This is a genomic window from Pseudomonas sp. JAI120 (assembly GCF_014207255.1).
Lineage (GTDB): Bacteria > Pseudomonadota > Gammaproteobacteria > Pseudomonadales > Pseudomonadaceae > Aquipseudomonas.
Genome location: NZ_JACHCZ010000003.1, coordinates 410309 through 425384, shown reverse-complemented (window position 1 = coordinate 425384; position 15076 = coordinate 410309). Strand labels below are relative to the sequence as shown.

Genomic DNA, 15076 nt, shown 5'->3' with positions numbered 1-15076 from the left:
CGCAAAGGACGGATACGTGAGCGAAACAGCCTTGCCTAAAGATGAAACCCAACCCGCACTTGATGCGCCGGTTGAGTCACCGGTCACCGCGCCGCGCCGCGGCAATGGCCTGGCAGTTGTCGCCCTGCTGCTTGGCGCTGCGGGTGTTGCCGCCGGCGGTTGGGGGATCTGGCAGGTCCGTGCCCTGCAAGCCAGCAGCCAGCAACAGCTGGGCCAAGTGCAGACCCTGGACGACCAATCCCAGACCCTCAAGCAAAGCCAGCAGCAACTGGCTGCACGCCTGGCGCAGCTGCCGGGTGCGGATGAGCTCGAGGAGCGCCGTCGCCTGGTGGCCCAGTTGCAGGGTGACCAGCAGCGCTTGAGCCAGCGCCTGGAAACCGTGCTGGGTGCCAGCCGCAAGGATTGGCGCTTGGCTGAGGCCGAACACTTGATTCGCCTGGCGAGTTTGCGCTTGTCTGCCTTGCAGGACATCAACAGCGCCCAGGCGCTGGTCCAGGGTGCCGACGAGATTCTTCGCGAGCAAAGCGATCCAGGCTCCTACGCTGCCCGCGAACAGTTGGCCAAGAGCCTTGCCGCGTTGCGCAGTACTGAGCAGCCGGACCGCACCGGGCTGTATCTGCAATTGGCGGCCTTGCGTGATCAGGTCGTGCAACTGGCGGCCATTGCCCCCGAGTATCAACTGACCGAGCCCGCATCCCAGGGGCGCCCGAGCACCGATACCGACAACCGATGGAGCCAGTGGTGGGAACAGATCTCCCGCTACTTCCGCATCGACTTCAACCCTGATGACAACATCCGGCCGCTGCTTGCCGGCCAGGGCTTGAACCAAGTGCGCCTGGCCCTGAGCCTGGCCCTGGAACAAGCGCAATGGGCGGCGCTCAATGGTGAGTCGGCGGTGTACAGCCGTTCGCTGGGTGAAGCACGCAGCGTGTTGCAGGACAACTTCAACCAGGACAACCCGCAGAGCAAGGCGATGCTGGCGCGTATCGCCGAGCTTGAGCCTAAAGCTGTCTCGGTAGTGACACCCGATTTGGCGGCGAGCCTGGCCGCAGTGCAGGCGTACCTCGAGCGTCGTCATTTGTCTGCTGACGAAGCCAAGGCAGCGTCCACGCCGGCGGCCACGTCGGCGAAGCAGGAGTAGAACCGATGAAGCGTTTCTATGTGATCCTGGTGCTGGCGATTGCAATCGCCCTGGCACTGGCTGTGGGCATTTCGAAACACACCGGCTACGTGCTGATTACCTACCCTCATGTGCTGCACTACGAGTCGAGCCTGTGGGCTACCGTGGTGGCGGTGTTTGTCTTCGGCCTGGCCATCTACTTGATCCGCGTATTGCTGAGCCTGGTCACCACCTCGGGTGGCGTGGTTAACCCGTGGTCGCGACGTAACCGCAGTCGCCGCGTGCAGATTGCCATCGAACAGGGCCAGATGGACCTCGCCGAAGGACGTTGGGCCAGTGCGGAACGTCACCTGCACCGTGCCGCCGAAGCCGAGCGCCAGCCATTGCTGTACTACCTGGGCGCGGCCCGGGCGGCGAATGAGCAGGGCCGTTATGAAGAGTCGGACGGTTTGCTTGAGCGCGCTCTGGAGCGTCAGCCCCAAGCCGAGCTGGCGGTTGCCTTGAGCCATGCGCAGTTGCAGTTGGACCGTGGCGACACTGACGGCGCGCTCACCACCTTGCAGGCCATGCACGAGCGTCATCCCCACAACGGCCAAGTGCTGCGCCAATTGCAGCGCCTGCACCAGCAGCGTGGCGACTGGTCGTCGGTGATCCGCCTGTTGCCGGAGCTGCGCAAGGACAAGGTGTTGCCTGCCGGCGAATTGGCCGAACTGGAGCGTCGTGCCTGGGGGGAGAACCTGAGCCTGGCGGCCCAGCGCGAAGAGCAGGGCGAAGCCGGCTTGCAATCTCTTGAGCGGGCTTGGCAACAACTCACTTCCGCCCAGCGCCAGGAGCCGCAACTGGTCTTGGCCTATGCCGAACAACTGCGTCAATTGGGCGCCGATACCAAGGCGGAGGAGGCGTTGCGCGGTGCTATCAAGCGCGGCTACGACAGCCACCTGATTCGTCTCTACGGCCTGCTGCGCGGCAGTGACCCGGCCCGGCAATTGAAATTTGCCGAAGGCTGGCTCAAGGACCATCCGGGCGATGCCAGCCTGTTGTTGACGTTGGGTCGTCTGTGTCTGCAAAACAGCCTGTGGGGCAAGGCGCGGGATTACCTGGAAAGCAGCCTGCAGGTACAGCGTAATCCCGAGGCCTGTGCCGAATTGGCGCGGCTGTTGGCCCAGTTGGGCGACACTGAGCGCAGCAACCAACTGTTCCAGGAAGGCCTGGGCTTATTGGATAACCGCTTGTTGGCGTCTCCGCTGCCAGTTCCTGCCCGAGTTTGATGTAGGAAAGAAGTCGAGGGCTGGTTCAGATCCGTCTGACAGCCAGCCCTTCAATGCTGCGCATATGCCGGCCCTGAGAGGCTTTGAAGCATACTCCTACGCTCATGCGCTTCAAGTCTTCCATCCTCTGACGGGATGTCCCTACGTTCTCACGGAATCGTCTGCTCTGGCGCGTATTGAAAGGGGTCAGGCCTTTCCTCTAACGTAACGACCTACCTCTCGCGATGCGGATAAAGCATGTCTTTGGCCCCTTCACGCTCCTTGTTTTTCCTTGCGTTCATGGCGGGTGCGCTGACGTTGGGTGCGTCCTTCTATCTTGAGTTCGGTGCCTCGTTACGCCCTTGTTTCCTGTGTCAGATGCAGCGGGCCTTTCTGGCTGCCTTCACGCTGATCAATCTGGTCGCCGCCCTCCACAACCCCAGGCGCTCCACTTTTTACCTGTATGGGTTTACGAGCATGGCATGTGCGTTGTTGGGTGCCATCACCGCCGTACGGCAGGTGCTGCTGCAAAATGCCGCACCGGATCAAGCCGCCGATTGTTGGCCCAGTCTCAGTCACATGATCGAAAACCTGTCGCTGTGGCAGGCGTTGCAATTGACGGTCAAAGGCACTGTCGATTGCATGGAAATAAGCTGGACGCTGTTTGACCTGAGCCTTCCCGAGTGGAGCCTGCTGTTCTTCCTGGGCATGTTGATCCTCGGTGTCATGCAGTTTTCCCGACTGTTTTTGAGTCGTCCGTTGCGCTCAGCAAGGCGCTGAGCGGAGGCCGCAGTTTGTAGGAAGGGATTAAACACTTGTATGAACTTTCTCTCCTGCGTACCTTGAAGCCATAGTCGTGGGGGCATAATCTGGCCCGCACGCGTTATCGAAACCGTTTGTCAGACGCGGCCTTGTCCCGCTGCTGTTTTATCCTTGAAGTGTTGCGTGGGCATCAGGCGGCAGCGCCCCTATAGGGAAGAGAGATCATCATGCTGGAAAGTTGTCAGAATGCTCAGGAACGCTGGGGTGGGGTGCACAAGCTGATCGACAGCTGGTTGAAGGCACGTCACGAACTGGTTCGGGCCTTTGATGCTCTTGGCGCCAAGCCCGAGGCGCTGGCTGAGAATCGCAAGCCGTTGCAGGAGTTCTGTGAAGTGTTGGTGGACTATGTGTCTGCTGGCCATTTCGGTGTCTACGAGCAGCTGACCAAAGAGGCGGAAGCCTTCGATGATAAGCGTGGTCTTGACTTGGCCGAGACTATTTATCCGCGCATCGATGTCATTACCGAGAAACTGCTGGCGTTCACCGACCTGTGTGATGCCGGCCAGTGCGTTGCTGAGAAATTCAAGGAGTTGGGTGGCCTGCTCCATGAGCGTTTCGAACTGGAAGATTGCCTGATCGAAGTGCTCCACAACGCTCATAAGGAAGAAGCTGCCACTCAGGCTTGATCATTGCTGGCGAGATAAAAAACGGTGCGCATGGCGCGCCGTTTTTTATTGGGTCAGTGACGGGTGTCGAGCAATTCGATCTCGAATATCAGAGGCGTATAGGGCGGGATCAACTCACCGGCACCGTCGGCACCATAGGCCTGGGTCGATGGGATCACCAGGCGCCATTTGGCCCCGACCGGCATCTGCTGCAACGCGCTGCTCCAACCACTGATCACACTGTCCAGGCGAAACCACTGGGGTTGTGTGCTCTGATCGAAGACCGTGCCATCGGGCAATCGCCCAACGTAGTTCACTTGAACCTGATCATTCGCGCCAGGCTTGTTACCACTGCCGGGCGTCAGTTCCGTGAGCAGGATTCCATCGGCCAACTCGCGTACCCCTTTCGCGGCTTTTTCCTTGGTTAAAAACTGCTGCTCGGCGGCGAGCGCCTGTTCACTTTTTGGGGTTTGGACGTCGGCTTCGGCCTGTGCCTCATGCTGGGCAAGAATCTGTTCGATGCGCGCGTTATCCAACACCAGCGGCTTGCCTTGATAGGCTTGTTTGAGGCCGTCGATCAAGGCCTGGATCTGCAGGCCCGGGACTTCCTGGCGCAGACGCTCACCGAGGCTGGCGCCCAGGCTGTAGGCGAGGTCGTGCTGGTCTTGGGGCGTGGTTTTTGACGGTGATTGCTCGCTCGCATTGGCCGCAGAAATCGCCAGGCCCAGCACAAGAAAAAGGTAACGCGACATGGGCATTCTCCTGCCGAAAGTGCGACGGATTATGCCAGTGCCGGTGCGTAAAAAGTGCCGCTTGTTTTCGTTATATCGATAAGAATTTTCGCACGTTGCAACGCAACGCAAACGATACTGTCAACATGCCCTAGCGGCGGTAAGAGCAGAGGGCTAGTATGAGCCGCACCCACGTCAGCCAGGAGGTAAACCATGTCGGCCAAACAGAAGCCTGTAAATACCCCGTTGCATTTACTCCAACAACTTTCGGGCAGCTTGCTCGAACATCTGGAAAGCGCATGTTCCCAAGCGTTGGCCGATGCAGAAAAACTGCTCGCCAAGCTGGAAAAACAACGCGGTAAAGCGCAAGAAAAGCTGCATAAATCCCGCACCAAACTGCAAGACGCTGCTACTGCCGGCAAGGCCAAGGCACAAGCCAAAGCCAAAGACGCGGTAAAAGAACTCGAAGACCTGCTGGATGCTCTCAAGGATCGTCAAGCTGAAACCCGCACCTACATTTCCCAACTCAAAAAAGATGCTCAAGAAAGCCTGAAATTGGCCCAGGGCGTTGGTCGTGTGAAGGAAGCCGTAGCGAAAGTGCTGGGTGCTCGTGCACCGGCTAAAGCGGCCGCCAAGCCAGTTGCCAAAACTGCTGCTGCAAAACCAGCCGCCAAGCCAGTTGCCAAAACTGCTGCTGCAAAACCAGCCGCCAAGCCAACTGCCAAAACCGCTGCTGCAAAACCAGCCGCCAAGCCAGCTGCCAAAACTGCTGCTGCAAAACCAGCCGCGAAGCCAGTTGCTAAAACCGCTGCTGCAAAACCAGCCGCGAAGCCAGCCGCCAAAACCGCTGCTGCAAAACCAGCCGCGAAGCCAGCTGCCAAAACTGCTGCTGCAAAACCAGCCGCGAAGCCAGTTGCTAAAACCGCTGCTGCAAAACCAGCCGCGAAGCCAGCTGCCAAAACCGCTGCAGCAAAACCAGCCGCGAAGCCAGCTGCCAAAACTGCTGCAGCAAAACCAGCCGCGAAACCAGTTGCTAAAACCGCTGCAGCAAAACCAGCCGCGAAGCCAGCTGCCAAAACTGCTGCTGCAAAACCGGCCGCGAAGCCAGTTGCCAAAACCGCCGCTGCAAAACCAGCCGCGAAGCCAGCTGCCAAAACCGCTGCTGCAAAACCAGCCGCCAAGCCGGCTGCCAAACCTGCTGCTGTCAAGCCAGCCGCCAAGCCAGTTGCAAAGCCTGCTGCTGCAAAACCAGCACCGGCCAAGCCAGCTGCACCTGCTGCAACCCCCGCAGCGTCCACCGCTTCAACCGCATCGGCCAGCAGCACTCCTGCACCGGTAGCGCCAGGCACCACCCCAACCAGCGCTTCCTAAGTGCCGGTGATCATGACGCGCAGCTGCTGCAGTGCGTCATGGTCAAGGTTGGCGGCATCCTCAGCCGCCAGTCCTTCCAACCACCTCTGTTGAGTCGTCTCCCCTTTCGGCCATGCCTGCGCCAACGCTTCCAGGCGCGTCAGCAATTGCCGTTCGGCATCCAGTTCCAGGGCTTTGACCCGCTCGCGTAACGCCGCCAGGGGCTCATCCTGTTGCGCCATGGCGCGCCATTGCACACGCAACTGCCGCAACGGTTCGATCACCTGTGCCTGCCACGGACGGGCTAGCTGTTGAAGCGTTCGCATACGTTCAGGCTCAAATGCCGCACCCCGCTGTTCCAGCCACGCGCCGCAAAGCAACAGGCACACGTCCGCCCCTTGCTCTTGCAAGCGCAGGCAGACGGTTTCGACGCCCGGCCGGGCGTAAGTCGAGAGGGCAAAGCTCCACAGGTCAGCGCACATATTCACACCCAAGCCAGCGGCCAACGAAGCTGGTAGACTCCGCCGCCATTATGATCCGACTTCAAAGCCTAACATTACAGCGTGGCCCGCAACGTCTTCTCGAAGACGCCGAGCTGACCCTGCACGCCGGTCACAAAGCCGGCCTGATCGGTGCCAACGGCGCCGGCAAATCCACGTTGTTCGCCCTGCTGCTGGGTGAGCTGACCCCTGATTCCGGGGACTGCTTGCTGCCGGCCGACTGGCGCATCGCCCATATGCGCCAGGAGATCGACACCCTGGACCGCATCGCGATCGACTACGTCCTCGATGGCGACCTGCGTCTGCGCCAGGTGCAACACGACCTGGCCGAAGCCGAGAAAGCCCAGGACGGCGCCGCCCAGGCCCGCCTGCATGCGGAACTCGACAGTGCCGACGGCTACACCGCCGACGCCCGCGCCCGCAAGATGCTCGCCGGCCTTGGCTTCACCAACGAACAGATGGACCGCCCGGTCGCCGACTTCTCCGGTGGCTGGCGCATGCGCCTTAATTTGGCCCAGGCGCTGATGTGCCCCTCGGACCTGTTGCTGCTCGACGAACCGACCAACCACTTGGACCTCGATGCGATCCTGTGGCTGGAAGACTTCCTCAAGAGCTATCAGGGCACCTTGCTGCTGATTTCCCACGACCGGGATTTCCTTGACGCCGTGGTCGACAACATCGCCCACGTCGAACAGAAGAAAATCACCCTCTACCGTGGCGGCTACACCGCGTTCGAACGTGCGCGTGCCGAGCGCCTGGCCCAGCAGCAGCAGGCGTTCGAGAAGCAGCAGGCGCAGCGTGCGCACATGGAAAGCTACATCGCCCGGTTCAAGGCCCAGGCCACCAAGGCCCGCCAGGCCCAGAGCCGGATCAAGGCCCTGGAGCGCATGGAAGAACTGTCGGCGGCCCACGTCGATTCGCCGTTCGACTTTGTGTTCCGCGAGTCGGTGAAGATCTCCAGCCCCTTGCTGGATCTTTCGGATGCCCGCCTGGGTTATGGCGAGAAAACCATCCTGGAGAAGGTCAAGCTGCAGCTCACCCCGGGTGCACGCATTGGTTTGCTCGGCCCTAACGGCGCGGGCAAGTCAACGCTGATCAAGAACCTCTCGGGCGAGCTGCAACCCCTGGCCGGTCGCCTGACCCGTGGCGAGAACCTGGTGGTGGGCTATTTCGCCCAGCATCAGTTGGACTCCCTCGACGCCAAGGCCAGCCCGTTGCTGCACCTGCAACGCCTGGCGCCGACCGAGCGCGAGCAAACCCTGCGCGACTTCCTCGGTGGCTTTGACTTCCGTGGCGCGCGCATCGATGAGCCGGTGCTGAACTTCTCCGGTGGCGAAAAAGCCCGCCTGGCCCTGGCGCTCATTGCCTGGGACCGCCCGAACCTGCTGCTGCTCGACGAACCGACCAACCACCTCGACCTGGAAATGCGCCTGGCGCTGACCATGGCCTTGCAGGAGTTCAGCGGTGCGGTACTGGTGGTGTCTCACGATCGCCACTTGCTCAAGAGCACCACCGACAACTTCCTGCTGGTAGCGGATGGCAAAGTCGAAGAGTTCGACGGTGACCTGGACGACTACGCGCGCTGGCTCACGGATTACCGCCTGCGCAATGCGCCGGTCAGCAACACCCCGGTCAACCCGGACAAGACCGACAAGAAAGCCCAGCGCCAGGCCGCTGCCGCACTGCGCCAGCAGTTGGCGCCGCACAAGCGCGAAGCCGACAAGCTTGAGGCCGAGTTGGGCAAGGTGCACGAGCGCCTGGCCAGGATCGAAGCCAGCCTGGGTGACAGCGCCGTGTACGAGGCGGCACGCAAGGATGAGCTGCGCGACCTGCTGGCTGAACAGGCCAAGCTCAAGGTCCGCGAAGGGCAATTGGAGGAAACCTGGATGGAAGCCCTCGAACTGCTGGAAACCCTGCAAGCGGAGCTGGAGGCGCTGTCCTGATGGAAGCCTTGCAACTGCCGTTGCCTGCGCAATGGATCGAGCCTGTATGGATCGGCGTGCAAATCCTGCTGATCCTGCTGGCCGGCTACCTCGCCCAGCGGTTTGTCGCCAAGGGCCTGACACGCCTGGGTGAGCGCTACCCGTTCCCGCCGCAATTGCTGATGCCGCTGCGTGGTGGATTGCGTTGGCTGATCATGGGCAGTGCGTTGATCTTTGTGCTGGGCCGGCTGGGTGTGTCCGCCACGGTATTGTGGACCGCACTGTCGGGGTTTGTCGCGGTGGCGGCAGTGGCGTTCTTCGCCATGTGGTCGGTGTTGTCCAACCTGCTGTGCGCGATCCTGATCTTTACCGTCGGGCCATTTCGCCTCGGTGACATCGTCGAGTTGGTGGATACCGTCGACAAGCCAGGAGTGAAGGGCAGGGTAGTGGCGATCAACTTGCTCTACACCACGCTGATCGAAGTGGAAGCAGCAGGCACCGACAGCGCCATCGTACAGGTGCCCAACAGCTTGTTCTTCCAGCGCTCGGTGCGGCGTTGGCCAGGTACCCATGTGTTCTCGGGCGACCGCTAGCGTTTACATCCTGTAAAAATCTATAGCCAGCCTCTGGTCGGCGGAGTTAGCTTAAGGCACAACAATCGCTGACTCTTTCCCGAGGTGTGCAATGGCACTCGACACGTGGCTGGCCTTTTTCCTGGCAAGTTGGATCATCTCCCTGTCCCCTGGCGCCGGCGCCATCGCTTCAATGTCCAGCGGCCTGCAATACGGTTTCCTGCGCGGTTACTGGAACGCCATTGGCCTGCAACTGGGCCTGGCAATGCAGATTGCCGTGGTGGCGGGCGGTTTGGGTGCCATTCTGGCGGCGTCGTCGACCGCGTTCTATGCGATCAAATGGTTTGGTGTGGCGTACCTTGTGTACCTGGCCGTCAAGCAATGGCGTGCCTTGCCCATGGACATGGCCGATGACGCGGCGATACGCCCGCTCGGCAAGCCGATGGCGATGATGTTCCGGGGTTTCCTGGTCAACGCCAGCAACCCCAAGGCCCTGGTGTTCATGCTCGCGGTGCTGCCGCAGTTCGTGAATCCGCAGGCGCCGCTGCTGGTCCAGTACCTGATCATCGGTGCGACGATGATCAGCGTCGATATGGTCGTAATGGCGGGGTATACGGGGTTGGCGTCCAAAGTCCTGCGCCTGTTGCGCACGCCCAAGCAGCAGAAGCGCGTGAACCGTACGTTTGCCGGGTTGTTCGTGGGGGCTGCGGGTTTCCTGGCCAGCTTGCATCGCGCAACGGCGTAAACCTCGGAACCTCTGAAGAAACCGCATTAAAAGTGTGGGAGGGGGCTTGCCCCCGATGGCGGTGTCTCAGCTACAGCTAAGCTGACTGACACCCTGCTATCGGGAGCAAGCCCCCTCCCACATTGGTTATGTGTTTCCAAAGGATTACCCTTCAGCGCAGGATCTTCGGCGCTTCATCCCTTGGCAGGTTATTACGCAACGCCGGCTGGCCAGGCTCTTGATAGCCGCCGCCCAACTGTTCCGCCAGTTGCCGTGCCACGTCCTCACCCAGCGCCTTCGACACCTCCTTCACCACGCGCGGCCGGTTCAGGCTCACGCGTATGTCGCGGCTGTTCACCAGCTTGGTGTCCTGGCCTTCGCCCATGGCGGTAAACGCCGAGGTGATTTCGTAGGTGCGGGTGTTGATCAGGCTGAAATCCGCCACCAGCGTCAGGCCCAGCACCGCCGAGTAGCTGTTGGTGTGGTCCAGGGCGTTGATGTCCTGGGTGAAGTCGATGTCTGACAGCGTGCCGAACAGCACGTAGTCCGCGCCCTTGAAGTTACCGGCCTTGATGCGCTTGATCACGTCATAGACGTCACCTTTGGCATCGGCGGTGTAGGGCGTGCCCTGCACCAGCTGGAACTGGCGGGACTTGAGGATTTCGCCCTTGATATCACCGCTGAATTTACGCAGCTCGGTCTGTTCGATGTAGCTGCTACGGCTCTCGTACTCGCTGTAGTTCGATGCACCGCTGGCGTTGTAGCTGCTTGCCTGGAAGTTGTTGCTGGCCGAAACCTGGTGGATGTACTCCTCGACCCGCGCCTGGTAGGCCAGGTCAGTCACCGCGATTTTGGGCGCGGCCGAGGCGCCAAAGGCGCAAAGCAGGCCGATCAAACCAATCCATGCACGCATCGCTTAGCGCTCCGTGGTCTTGCGGATTTCTTTTTCGTCCATCCATTCAGCCAGGCCGCTCTCGACGTCGATCAGCTGCAGGCTGAACTTGTAGAACACGTCCTTGTAGTCCGAACTGCGCTTGACGATGGAGCTGATGGAGCCTTCCAGGCGGTACTTGGCGGCGACCATGTTGCCGGTTTTGCTGACGGTGGACTTCTTGTACAAGCCGCTCTGGTTCTGCAGCTTGAGCTGGTCGACCTGGCTCTGCATGTCGGTGTTGTCACTGGCGAAGCGTGCGGTGCCGGTCTTCATCAGTTGGGTCTTGATCGACGTGGTGATCTCACGGGTATCGATGTACTCGCTGGTCTTGTTCTTTACGTCATACACCTGCACCACCGGGCGGCCTTGCAGGATGCCGGACTGGGCCAGGGAGCGGGTCATGCTTTCGGCAATCATCTGCAGGTCGGTGGAGCCGAACTCGTTGGTCACCAGTTCCACGGCCTTGGTGTCGCCGTAGCTGATATTTTTACCGCCCAGTACCGGGGAGGTGTTCGCGCAACCGCTGGCCAGGACGGCAACCACGGCGAGAATCGAGAAACGTACAAACATGGGGAAATCTCTCAGCAGCAAAAAGAATGAACGGCTCAAGGGGTTTTGACTTCAAGGCGGAAGTCCGCGGCCTGGGGCACATTGGCAATGGCGGGCAGGAAGGTCGCCTGGTTGGCGTACAGGTTCAGCACCTTCCAGGGCTCTTCATCGCCTACGGGGAAACCATCGGCGCCCAGCCAGGCGAAGCGGTAATACATCATCTGGTTACTGCTGGTGATGTTGCTCAGTTGCACCTTGGCGGTAAGGAAACCGTTCTCGCGGGCCACACGAATGGCGCCGACCGCGATGCCCTTGAACTTGCCCATCACCACGATTTTGCTCGCAGCACTGCCAGGTTCCGGCGGCGGCTGGGTCGCGCAGCCGGCAAGCAGGACCAGCGCCAGGGCGCCGAGGATGAAGTGACGCATAGCGTGCTCCTTAAGGTTGTTTGAGGGTGGCAATGGCCTGGGGCGGATTGTTCGGCACCACATGGGCGGCCAGGCCACCGGCGAACACCTGGTTGCCGACCACGCGCAGCGTGATCACCTGGTAGCGCTGATCAGCCTTGATCGTCACCCGCGTGCCACCCAGGGCGTTGGGCAGGCTGACCTGGTGCTCGCCGCGCTTGAGGCGCAGGCGGGACACTTGGGTCATGTCCGGCAAGGTGCGCCAGGTGCGGGTGTCGGCGCCCTCGGTTACGGCCGAGGCGATACCCAGTACCAGGCCTGCCATGGGGTTGGTCTTGTTCAGGTTGTTCTGCGCCACACCACGGGTTACCGCACGCACGGTGGTGCGCAGAATGATCCCTGGCATGTCATCCCGCAGGGCGCGGCGGGACATGGCAGTGGTGCTGTTGAGCGCCGTGAGGTTCTGTTGCTGGCCATCGACACCGATCTGGGCGAAGGTCGCCGTGGAGGTGTCGGCCTTGATCACCGGGAACGACAGCGGGGTGATCACCAGGTTGCCATTGATCGGGATGGGCAGCGGCAGGCGGATCGAGTCGCGGGCGGGTGCGAGACCGCTCTGCACCACGATCAGCACGTCGGTTTCATCGGCGCCGACCTTGGATTTATCCAGGTCGAGCAACGCTTTTTCCAGCAGTGGTGTGTTAGGACGCAGCTCGACGGCCTTGCGATAACCGGGGGCGGCCAGGTCTTTTTCGCCCAGGGCTTCGTAGACGAAGCCGGCCAGGTAATGGCTGAACGCACTTTGGTAGCTGTTCTTCAGGCCGACCACTTCCGGCGCGTCGAGGGCTTGCACCGGGTAGCCGTGCAGGTCCTTGAGCTGGGTGGTCACGCCCTGGCGCTCGGCGTCGTCTTCGCGCTTGAGGTATTCCTTGTCGCGCAGGTCGGCGATCACCGCTTCGCGTTCGTGGGTCTTCTTGATTTCGGTGCGTGCACCGTCGAAGTCGTTCAAGGCCAGCAGGTTCAGGGCCATCTGCGTGGTCAGCATGACTTTTTCGTAGTCATAGCCTTCGTAGCGACGCACCTTGTCGTTGGCCAGGAAGCTGCCGAACTGGGACAGGTACTTTGCGCCGTCGAACTTGACCGACTCTTCCCACTTGTAGACTTGCAGGTCGGCGCTGCGCCAGGCGGTCTGGCTGCCGGTCAGGTCGCCCTTGGCCCGCAGCAACTCGCCCTTTTCGAAGAAATACAGCAGGTCTTTGTCTTCGCCGGTGTTGTTCTTTTCCAGCAGGGTCAGGGCGGCGTCGACATTGCCGGTGGCCAGTTGCTGGTTGGTAGCTTGCAGCTCTGAGTCGTAGCTGCGGAACATTGAACAGCCGGAGAGCAAGGTGACTGCCGCGAGCGTGAGCGGAGTTAAGGCGCGAAAAGCCATGTGACTTCTTCCCTGAAAGTAGCCGACCGATGTGGTAATCCCTCATAAAAACGAGGAACGAAATTCCCTTTCGCACTAACAGGGCGCGGCATTATAAGCACCATTAATGGCAAAACAATGGCTTTTTGCTTTGATTGGTCGACATAGATGCCACTACCGCGCGGCTGAAATTCCCCTCCCGCTCAAACGACAAATCACTAACGCCTTGAGTCAAACCCTTTAAGGCTTAACAATGTGTTACTTCGTATTTCCACTTGAGATTCATTCATGACTGGTCCCTTCCGTTTTCTCGCCTGGCTGCTGTTGCCGGCGTTGATGTCGTGCAGCTTCAACCTGTTGGCCGCGACCGCCGAGGGCGCCCCACAGGCCCTGCATTTGCTGGACTACATTGGCGCTGACTACCCGCCTACGGTGCAGGCGGGCAAGGTGGTGGATGATTCGGAATACCGTGAGCAGGTGGAGTTTCTTGGGGTATTGCAGGGGTTGGTGGCGGATTTGCCGCAAAGGCCCGAGCGTGCGGAGTTGGTGAAGGGCGTCAATGAACTGCTGGCCGCTGTCACCGCTCACGCAGATGGCGCGACCGTTGCTCGCCAGGCCCGCCAGTTGGGGGCCAAGCTGGCAGTCGCGTATGAAGTCAGCCAAGCCCCGGCCATCACGCCCGACCCGACGCGCGGCGCACCGCTCTACGCCCAGCACTGCTCGGTGTGCCACGGTACTGCCGGTGCTGGCGATGGCCCGGCCGGCGTGGGGATGACGCCGCCACCTGCCAACTTGACGGATGCAGCACGCCTGGACCGCCTGAGCCTCTACGCGATCTACAACACCCTGGGCCTGGGTGTCGAAGGCACCGACATGCCGTCTTTCGCCGACCAACTGGACGACCGCCAGCGCTGGGACCTGGCCACCTACATCGCCGGTTTCACCGCCGACCCGGCCGCCGCGAAAAGCGAACAACCCTTCAATCTCGCCGACCTGGCCCGTCAGACACCTGATGAAGTGCTGGCCGCAAGCGGCGCGGCGGCTGCCACGACCTTCCGCGCCCAGCGTGCGCAACCGCCGCAGGTCAAGCGTGGCCCGGCGCAGTTGCTCGATTACACCGCCACCACCTTGGACAAAAGCCTCGCGGCGTTCCGCAACGGTGACCACGACCAGGCCTATGACTTGTCGGTAGCGGCCTACCTCGAAGGCTTCGAGTTGGTGGAAAGCTCTCTGGATAACGTCGACGCCAATGTACGTAAGGACACCGAGAAGGCCCTGATGGCTTACCGGCAGTCGTTGCAGGACGGCCTGCCGATCGAGCAGGTGCAGCAGCGCCTGGACGTGGCCAAGGGCAAGCTCGCTGAATCCGCAGGCTTGCTGGGCAGCGATGGCTTGAGCTGGTCGTTGAGCTACATCTCCGGTCTGCTGATCCTGCTGCGTGAAGGCCTGGAAGCGATCCTGGTGCTGGCGGCGATCCTCGCCTTCCTGCGCAACACGGGCCAGCAATCGGCGGTGCGCAGCGTCAACGTCGGCTGGGGCCTGGCACTATTGGCCGGCTTGGCCACCTGGGCGTTGGCGGCGTATGTGATAGACGTCAGCGGCGCCCAGCGCGAATTGCTCGAAGGCTGCACGGCGCTGTTCGCCAGTGTAATGGTGCTGTGGCTTGGCGTATGGATGCACGACCGCCGCCATGCTGCGGCATGGCAGGACTACATCAAGAGCAGCCTGGTGGGCGGCGGTGGGCGTTTCGGGTTTGCCATGCTGGCGTTTTTCTCGGTCTACCGCGAGCTGTTCGAAGTGATCCTGTTCTACGAAACTCTGTGGCTGCAAGCGGGCCCGGCCGGGCACAACGCGGTGCTGGCGGGTGGTGCCACGGCGTTGGTGCTGCTGGTGGGCCTGGCCTGGGTGATCCTGCGCGGTTCGGCGAAACTGCCGCTGGCGCTGTTTTTCGGCATCAACGCGGCGCTGCTGTGCGCGCTGTCGGTGGTGTTTGCCGGCCATGGCGTCAAAGCGTTGCAGGAAGCCGGCATCTTTGGCACACGGCCGGTGGCGTTCTTTGACTTCGACTGGCTGGGCATCCACGCCGATGCGTACTCGTTGAGTGCACAGGCCTTGGCGATCCTGGCGATTATGGTGTTGTATGGCCGCAGTCGCCTGGCTGAAAAACGCCGGGTGGTGGCCTGAC

At 61.2% G+C, this 15076-nt stretch carries 15 protein-coding genes; 9 read left to right on the top strand and 6 right to left on the bottom strand.

The features are described 5' to 3' along the window. Positions 1–16 precede the first annotated feature (16 nt). The 4 genes from HDC32_RS32100 (at position 17) to rsd (ending at position 3815) form a co-directional block, all read left to right on the top strand. Positions 17–1141 (top strand): uroporphyrinogen-III C-methyltransferase, encoded by a 1125-nt coding sequence (locus HDC32_RS32100; RefSeq protein ID WP_259244238.1) that lies wholly within the window; start codon positions 17–19, stop codon positions 1139–1141. 5 nt (positions 1142–1146) lie between these two features. Then, complete coding sequence (locus HDC32_RS19485) at positions 1147–2388, top strand: heme biosynthesis protein HemY (RefSeq protein WP_131697613.1); 1242 nt, start codon at positions 1147–1149, stop codon at positions 2386–2388. Between the two features lie 237 nt (positions 2389–2625). Continuing rightward, positions 2626–3147 (top strand): disulfide bond formation protein B, encoded by a 522-nt coding sequence (locus tag HDC32_RS19480; RefSeq protein WP_131697612.1) that lies wholly within the window; start codon positions 2626–2628, stop codon positions 3145–3147. Between the two features lie 209 nt (positions 3148–3356). Further along, a complete protein-coding gene (gene rsd / locus HDC32_RS19475; protein WP_131697611.1) occupies positions 3357–3815 on the top strand; it encodes a sigma D regulator in 459 nt (152 codons plus the stop codon). A gap of 53 nt (positions 3816–3868) precedes the next feature. On the opposite strand, the gene HDC32_RS19470 is transcribed toward rsd, so the two are convergent. Next, positions 3869–4546: an FKBP-type peptidyl-prolyl cis-trans isomerase gene (locus HDC32_RS19470; protein WP_145337433.1), complete on the bottom strand. Its 678-nt coding sequence runs from the start codon at positions 4544–4546 to the stop codon at positions 3869–3871. Between the two features lie 192 nt (positions 4547–4738). Here HDC32_RS19470 and HDC32_RS19465 point away from each other — a divergent pair, with 192 nt between their 5' ends. Then, on the top strand, positions 4739–5896 hold the full coding sequence (locus HDC32_RS19465) for an AlgP family protein (protein ID WP_184745185.1): 1158 nt from the start codon (positions 4739–4741) through the stop codon (positions 5894–5896). Here HDC32_RS19465 and HDC32_RS19460 read toward each other — a convergent pair. Further along, positions 5893–6357, bottom strand: a complete 465-nt coding sequence (locus HDC32_RS19460) for a TIGR02444 family protein (RefSeq protein WP_145337435.1) — start codon at positions 6355–6357, stop codon at positions 5893–5895. The genes HDC32_RS19465 and HDC32_RS19460 overlap by 4 nt on opposite strands. 50 nt (positions 6358–6407) lie before the next feature. Here HDC32_RS19460 and HDC32_RS19455 point away from each other — a divergent pair, with 50 nt between their 5' ends. The 3 genes from HDC32_RS19455 to HDC32_RS19445 all read left to right on the top strand — a co-directional run bounded on the left by HDC32_RS19455 (position 6408) and on the right by HDC32_RS19445 (position 9614). Beyond that, a complete protein-coding gene (locus HDC32_RS19455) occupies positions 6408–8318 on the top strand; it encodes an ATP-binding cassette domain-containing protein (RefSeq protein WP_131697607.1) in 1911 nt (636 codons plus the stop codon). Beyond that, a complete protein-coding gene (locus HDC32_RS19450; RefSeq protein WP_145337436.1) occupies positions 8318–8890 on the top strand; it encodes a mechanosensitive ion channel family protein in 573 nt (190 codons plus the stop codon). The genes HDC32_RS19455 and HDC32_RS19450 overlap by 1 nt, the downstream gene beginning before the upstream one ends. 91 nt (positions 8891–8981) lie before the next feature. After that, entirely contained in the window at positions 8982–9614 is a 633-nt protein-coding gene (locus tag HDC32_RS19445; RefSeq protein ID WP_131697605.1) for a LysE family transporter, read from the top strand. 151 nt (positions 9615–9765) lie between these two features. Here HDC32_RS19445 and HDC32_RS19440 read toward each other — a convergent pair whose 3' ends face one another. Genes HDC32_RS19440 through HDC32_RS19425 form a run of 4 tightly spaced genes read right to left on the bottom strand, consistent with a single transcriptional unit; the run spans position 9766 to position 12912 of the window. Next, complete coding sequence (locus HDC32_RS19440) at positions 9766–10506, bottom strand: penicillin-binding protein activator LpoB (protein WP_131697604.1); 741 nt, start codon at positions 10504–10506, stop codon at positions 9766–9768. A 3-nt stretch (positions 10507–10509) separates the two neighbouring features. Then, on the bottom strand, positions 10510–11097 hold the full coding sequence (gene lpoB / locus HDC32_RS19435) for a penicillin-binding protein activator LpoB (RefSeq protein WP_131697603.1): 588 nt from the start codon (positions 11095–11097) through the stop codon (positions 10510–10512). 35 nt (positions 11098–11132) lie between these two features. Continuing rightward, on the bottom strand, positions 11133–11504 hold the full coding sequence (locus tag HDC32_RS19430) for a YcfL family protein (protein ID WP_184745183.1): 372 nt from the start codon (positions 11502–11504) through the stop codon (positions 11133–11135). 10 nt (positions 11505–11514) lie between these two features. Further along, a complete protein-coding gene (locus HDC32_RS19425; protein ID WP_184745181.1) occupies positions 11515–12912 on the bottom strand; it encodes a COG3014 family protein in 1398 nt (465 codons plus the stop codon). A gap of 267 nt (positions 12913–13179) precedes the next feature. Between HDC32_RS19425 and HDC32_RS19420 the strand changes: the two genes are divergently transcribed. Continuing rightward, the gene (locus HDC32_RS19420; protein ID WP_145337440.1) at positions 13180–15075 is read left to right on the top strand and encodes an FTR1 family protein; all 1896 of its coding nucleotides are present in this window, start codon (positions 13180–13182) and stop codon (positions 15073–15075) included. The last annotated feature ends 1 nt before the right edge of the window (position 15076 follow it).

What these genes read in the sequence shown, in the direction of transcription:
- HDC32_RS19450 (WP_145337436.1), top strand. Translation starts at nt 8,318, where the DNA reads ATGGAAGCCTTGCAACTGCCGTTGCCTGCGCAATGGATCGAGCCTGTA.
- HDC32_RS19445 (WP_131697605.1), top strand. Translation starts at nt 8,982, where the DNA reads ATGGCACTCGACACGTGGCTGGCCTTTTTCCTGGCAAGTTGGATCATC.
- HDC32_RS19420 (WP_145337440.1), top strand. Translation starts at nt 13,180, where the DNA reads ATGACTGGTCCCTTCCGTTTTCTCGCCTGGCTGCTGTTGCCGGCGTTG.
- HDC32_RS19485 (WP_131697613.1), top strand. Translation starts at nt 1,147, where the DNA reads ATGAAGCGTTTCTATGTGATCCTGGTGCTGGCGATTGCAATCGCCCTG.
- HDC32_RS19455 (WP_131697607.1), top strand. Translation starts at nt 6,408, where the DNA reads ATGATCCGACTTCAAAGCCTAACATTACAGCGTGGCCCGCAACGTCTT.
- rsd (WP_131697611.1), top strand. Translation starts at nt 3,357, where the DNA reads ATGCTGGAAAGTTGTCAGAATGCTCAGGAACGCTGGGGTGGGGTGCAC.
- HDC32_RS19460 (WP_145337435.1), bottom strand. Translation starts at nt 6,357, where the DNA reads ATGTGCGCTGACCTGTGGAGCTTTGCCCTCTCGACTTACGCCCGGCCG.
- HDC32_RS19480 (WP_131697612.1), top strand. Translation starts at nt 2,626, where the DNA reads ATGTCTTTGGCCCCTTCACGCTCCTTGTTTTTCCTTGCGTTCATGGCG.
- HDC32_RS19425 (WP_184745181.1), bottom strand. Translation starts at nt 12,912, where the DNA reads ATGGCTTTTCGCGCCTTAACTCCGCTCACGCTCGCGGCAGTCACCTTG.
- HDC32_RS19470 (WP_145337433.1), bottom strand. Translation starts at nt 4,546, where the DNA reads ATGTCGCGTTACCTTTTTCTTGTGCTGGGCCTGGCGATTTCTGCGGCC.
- HDC32_RS19430 (WP_184745183.1), bottom strand. Translation starts at nt 11,504, where the DNA reads ATGCGTCACTTCATCCTCGGCGCCCTGGCGCTGGTCCTGCTTGCCGGC.
- HDC32_RS19465 (WP_184745185.1), top strand. Translation starts at nt 4,739, where the DNA reads ATGTCGGCCAAACAGAAGCCTGTAAATACCCCGTTGCATTTACTCCAA.
- lpoB (WP_131697603.1), bottom strand. Translation starts at nt 11,097, where the DNA reads ATGTTTGTACGTTTCTCGATTCTCGCCGTGGTTGCCGTCCTGGCCAGC.
- HDC32_RS19440 (WP_131697604.1), bottom strand. Translation starts at nt 10,506, where the DNA reads ATGCGTGCATGGATTGGTTTGATCGGCCTGCTTTGCGCCTTTGGCGCC.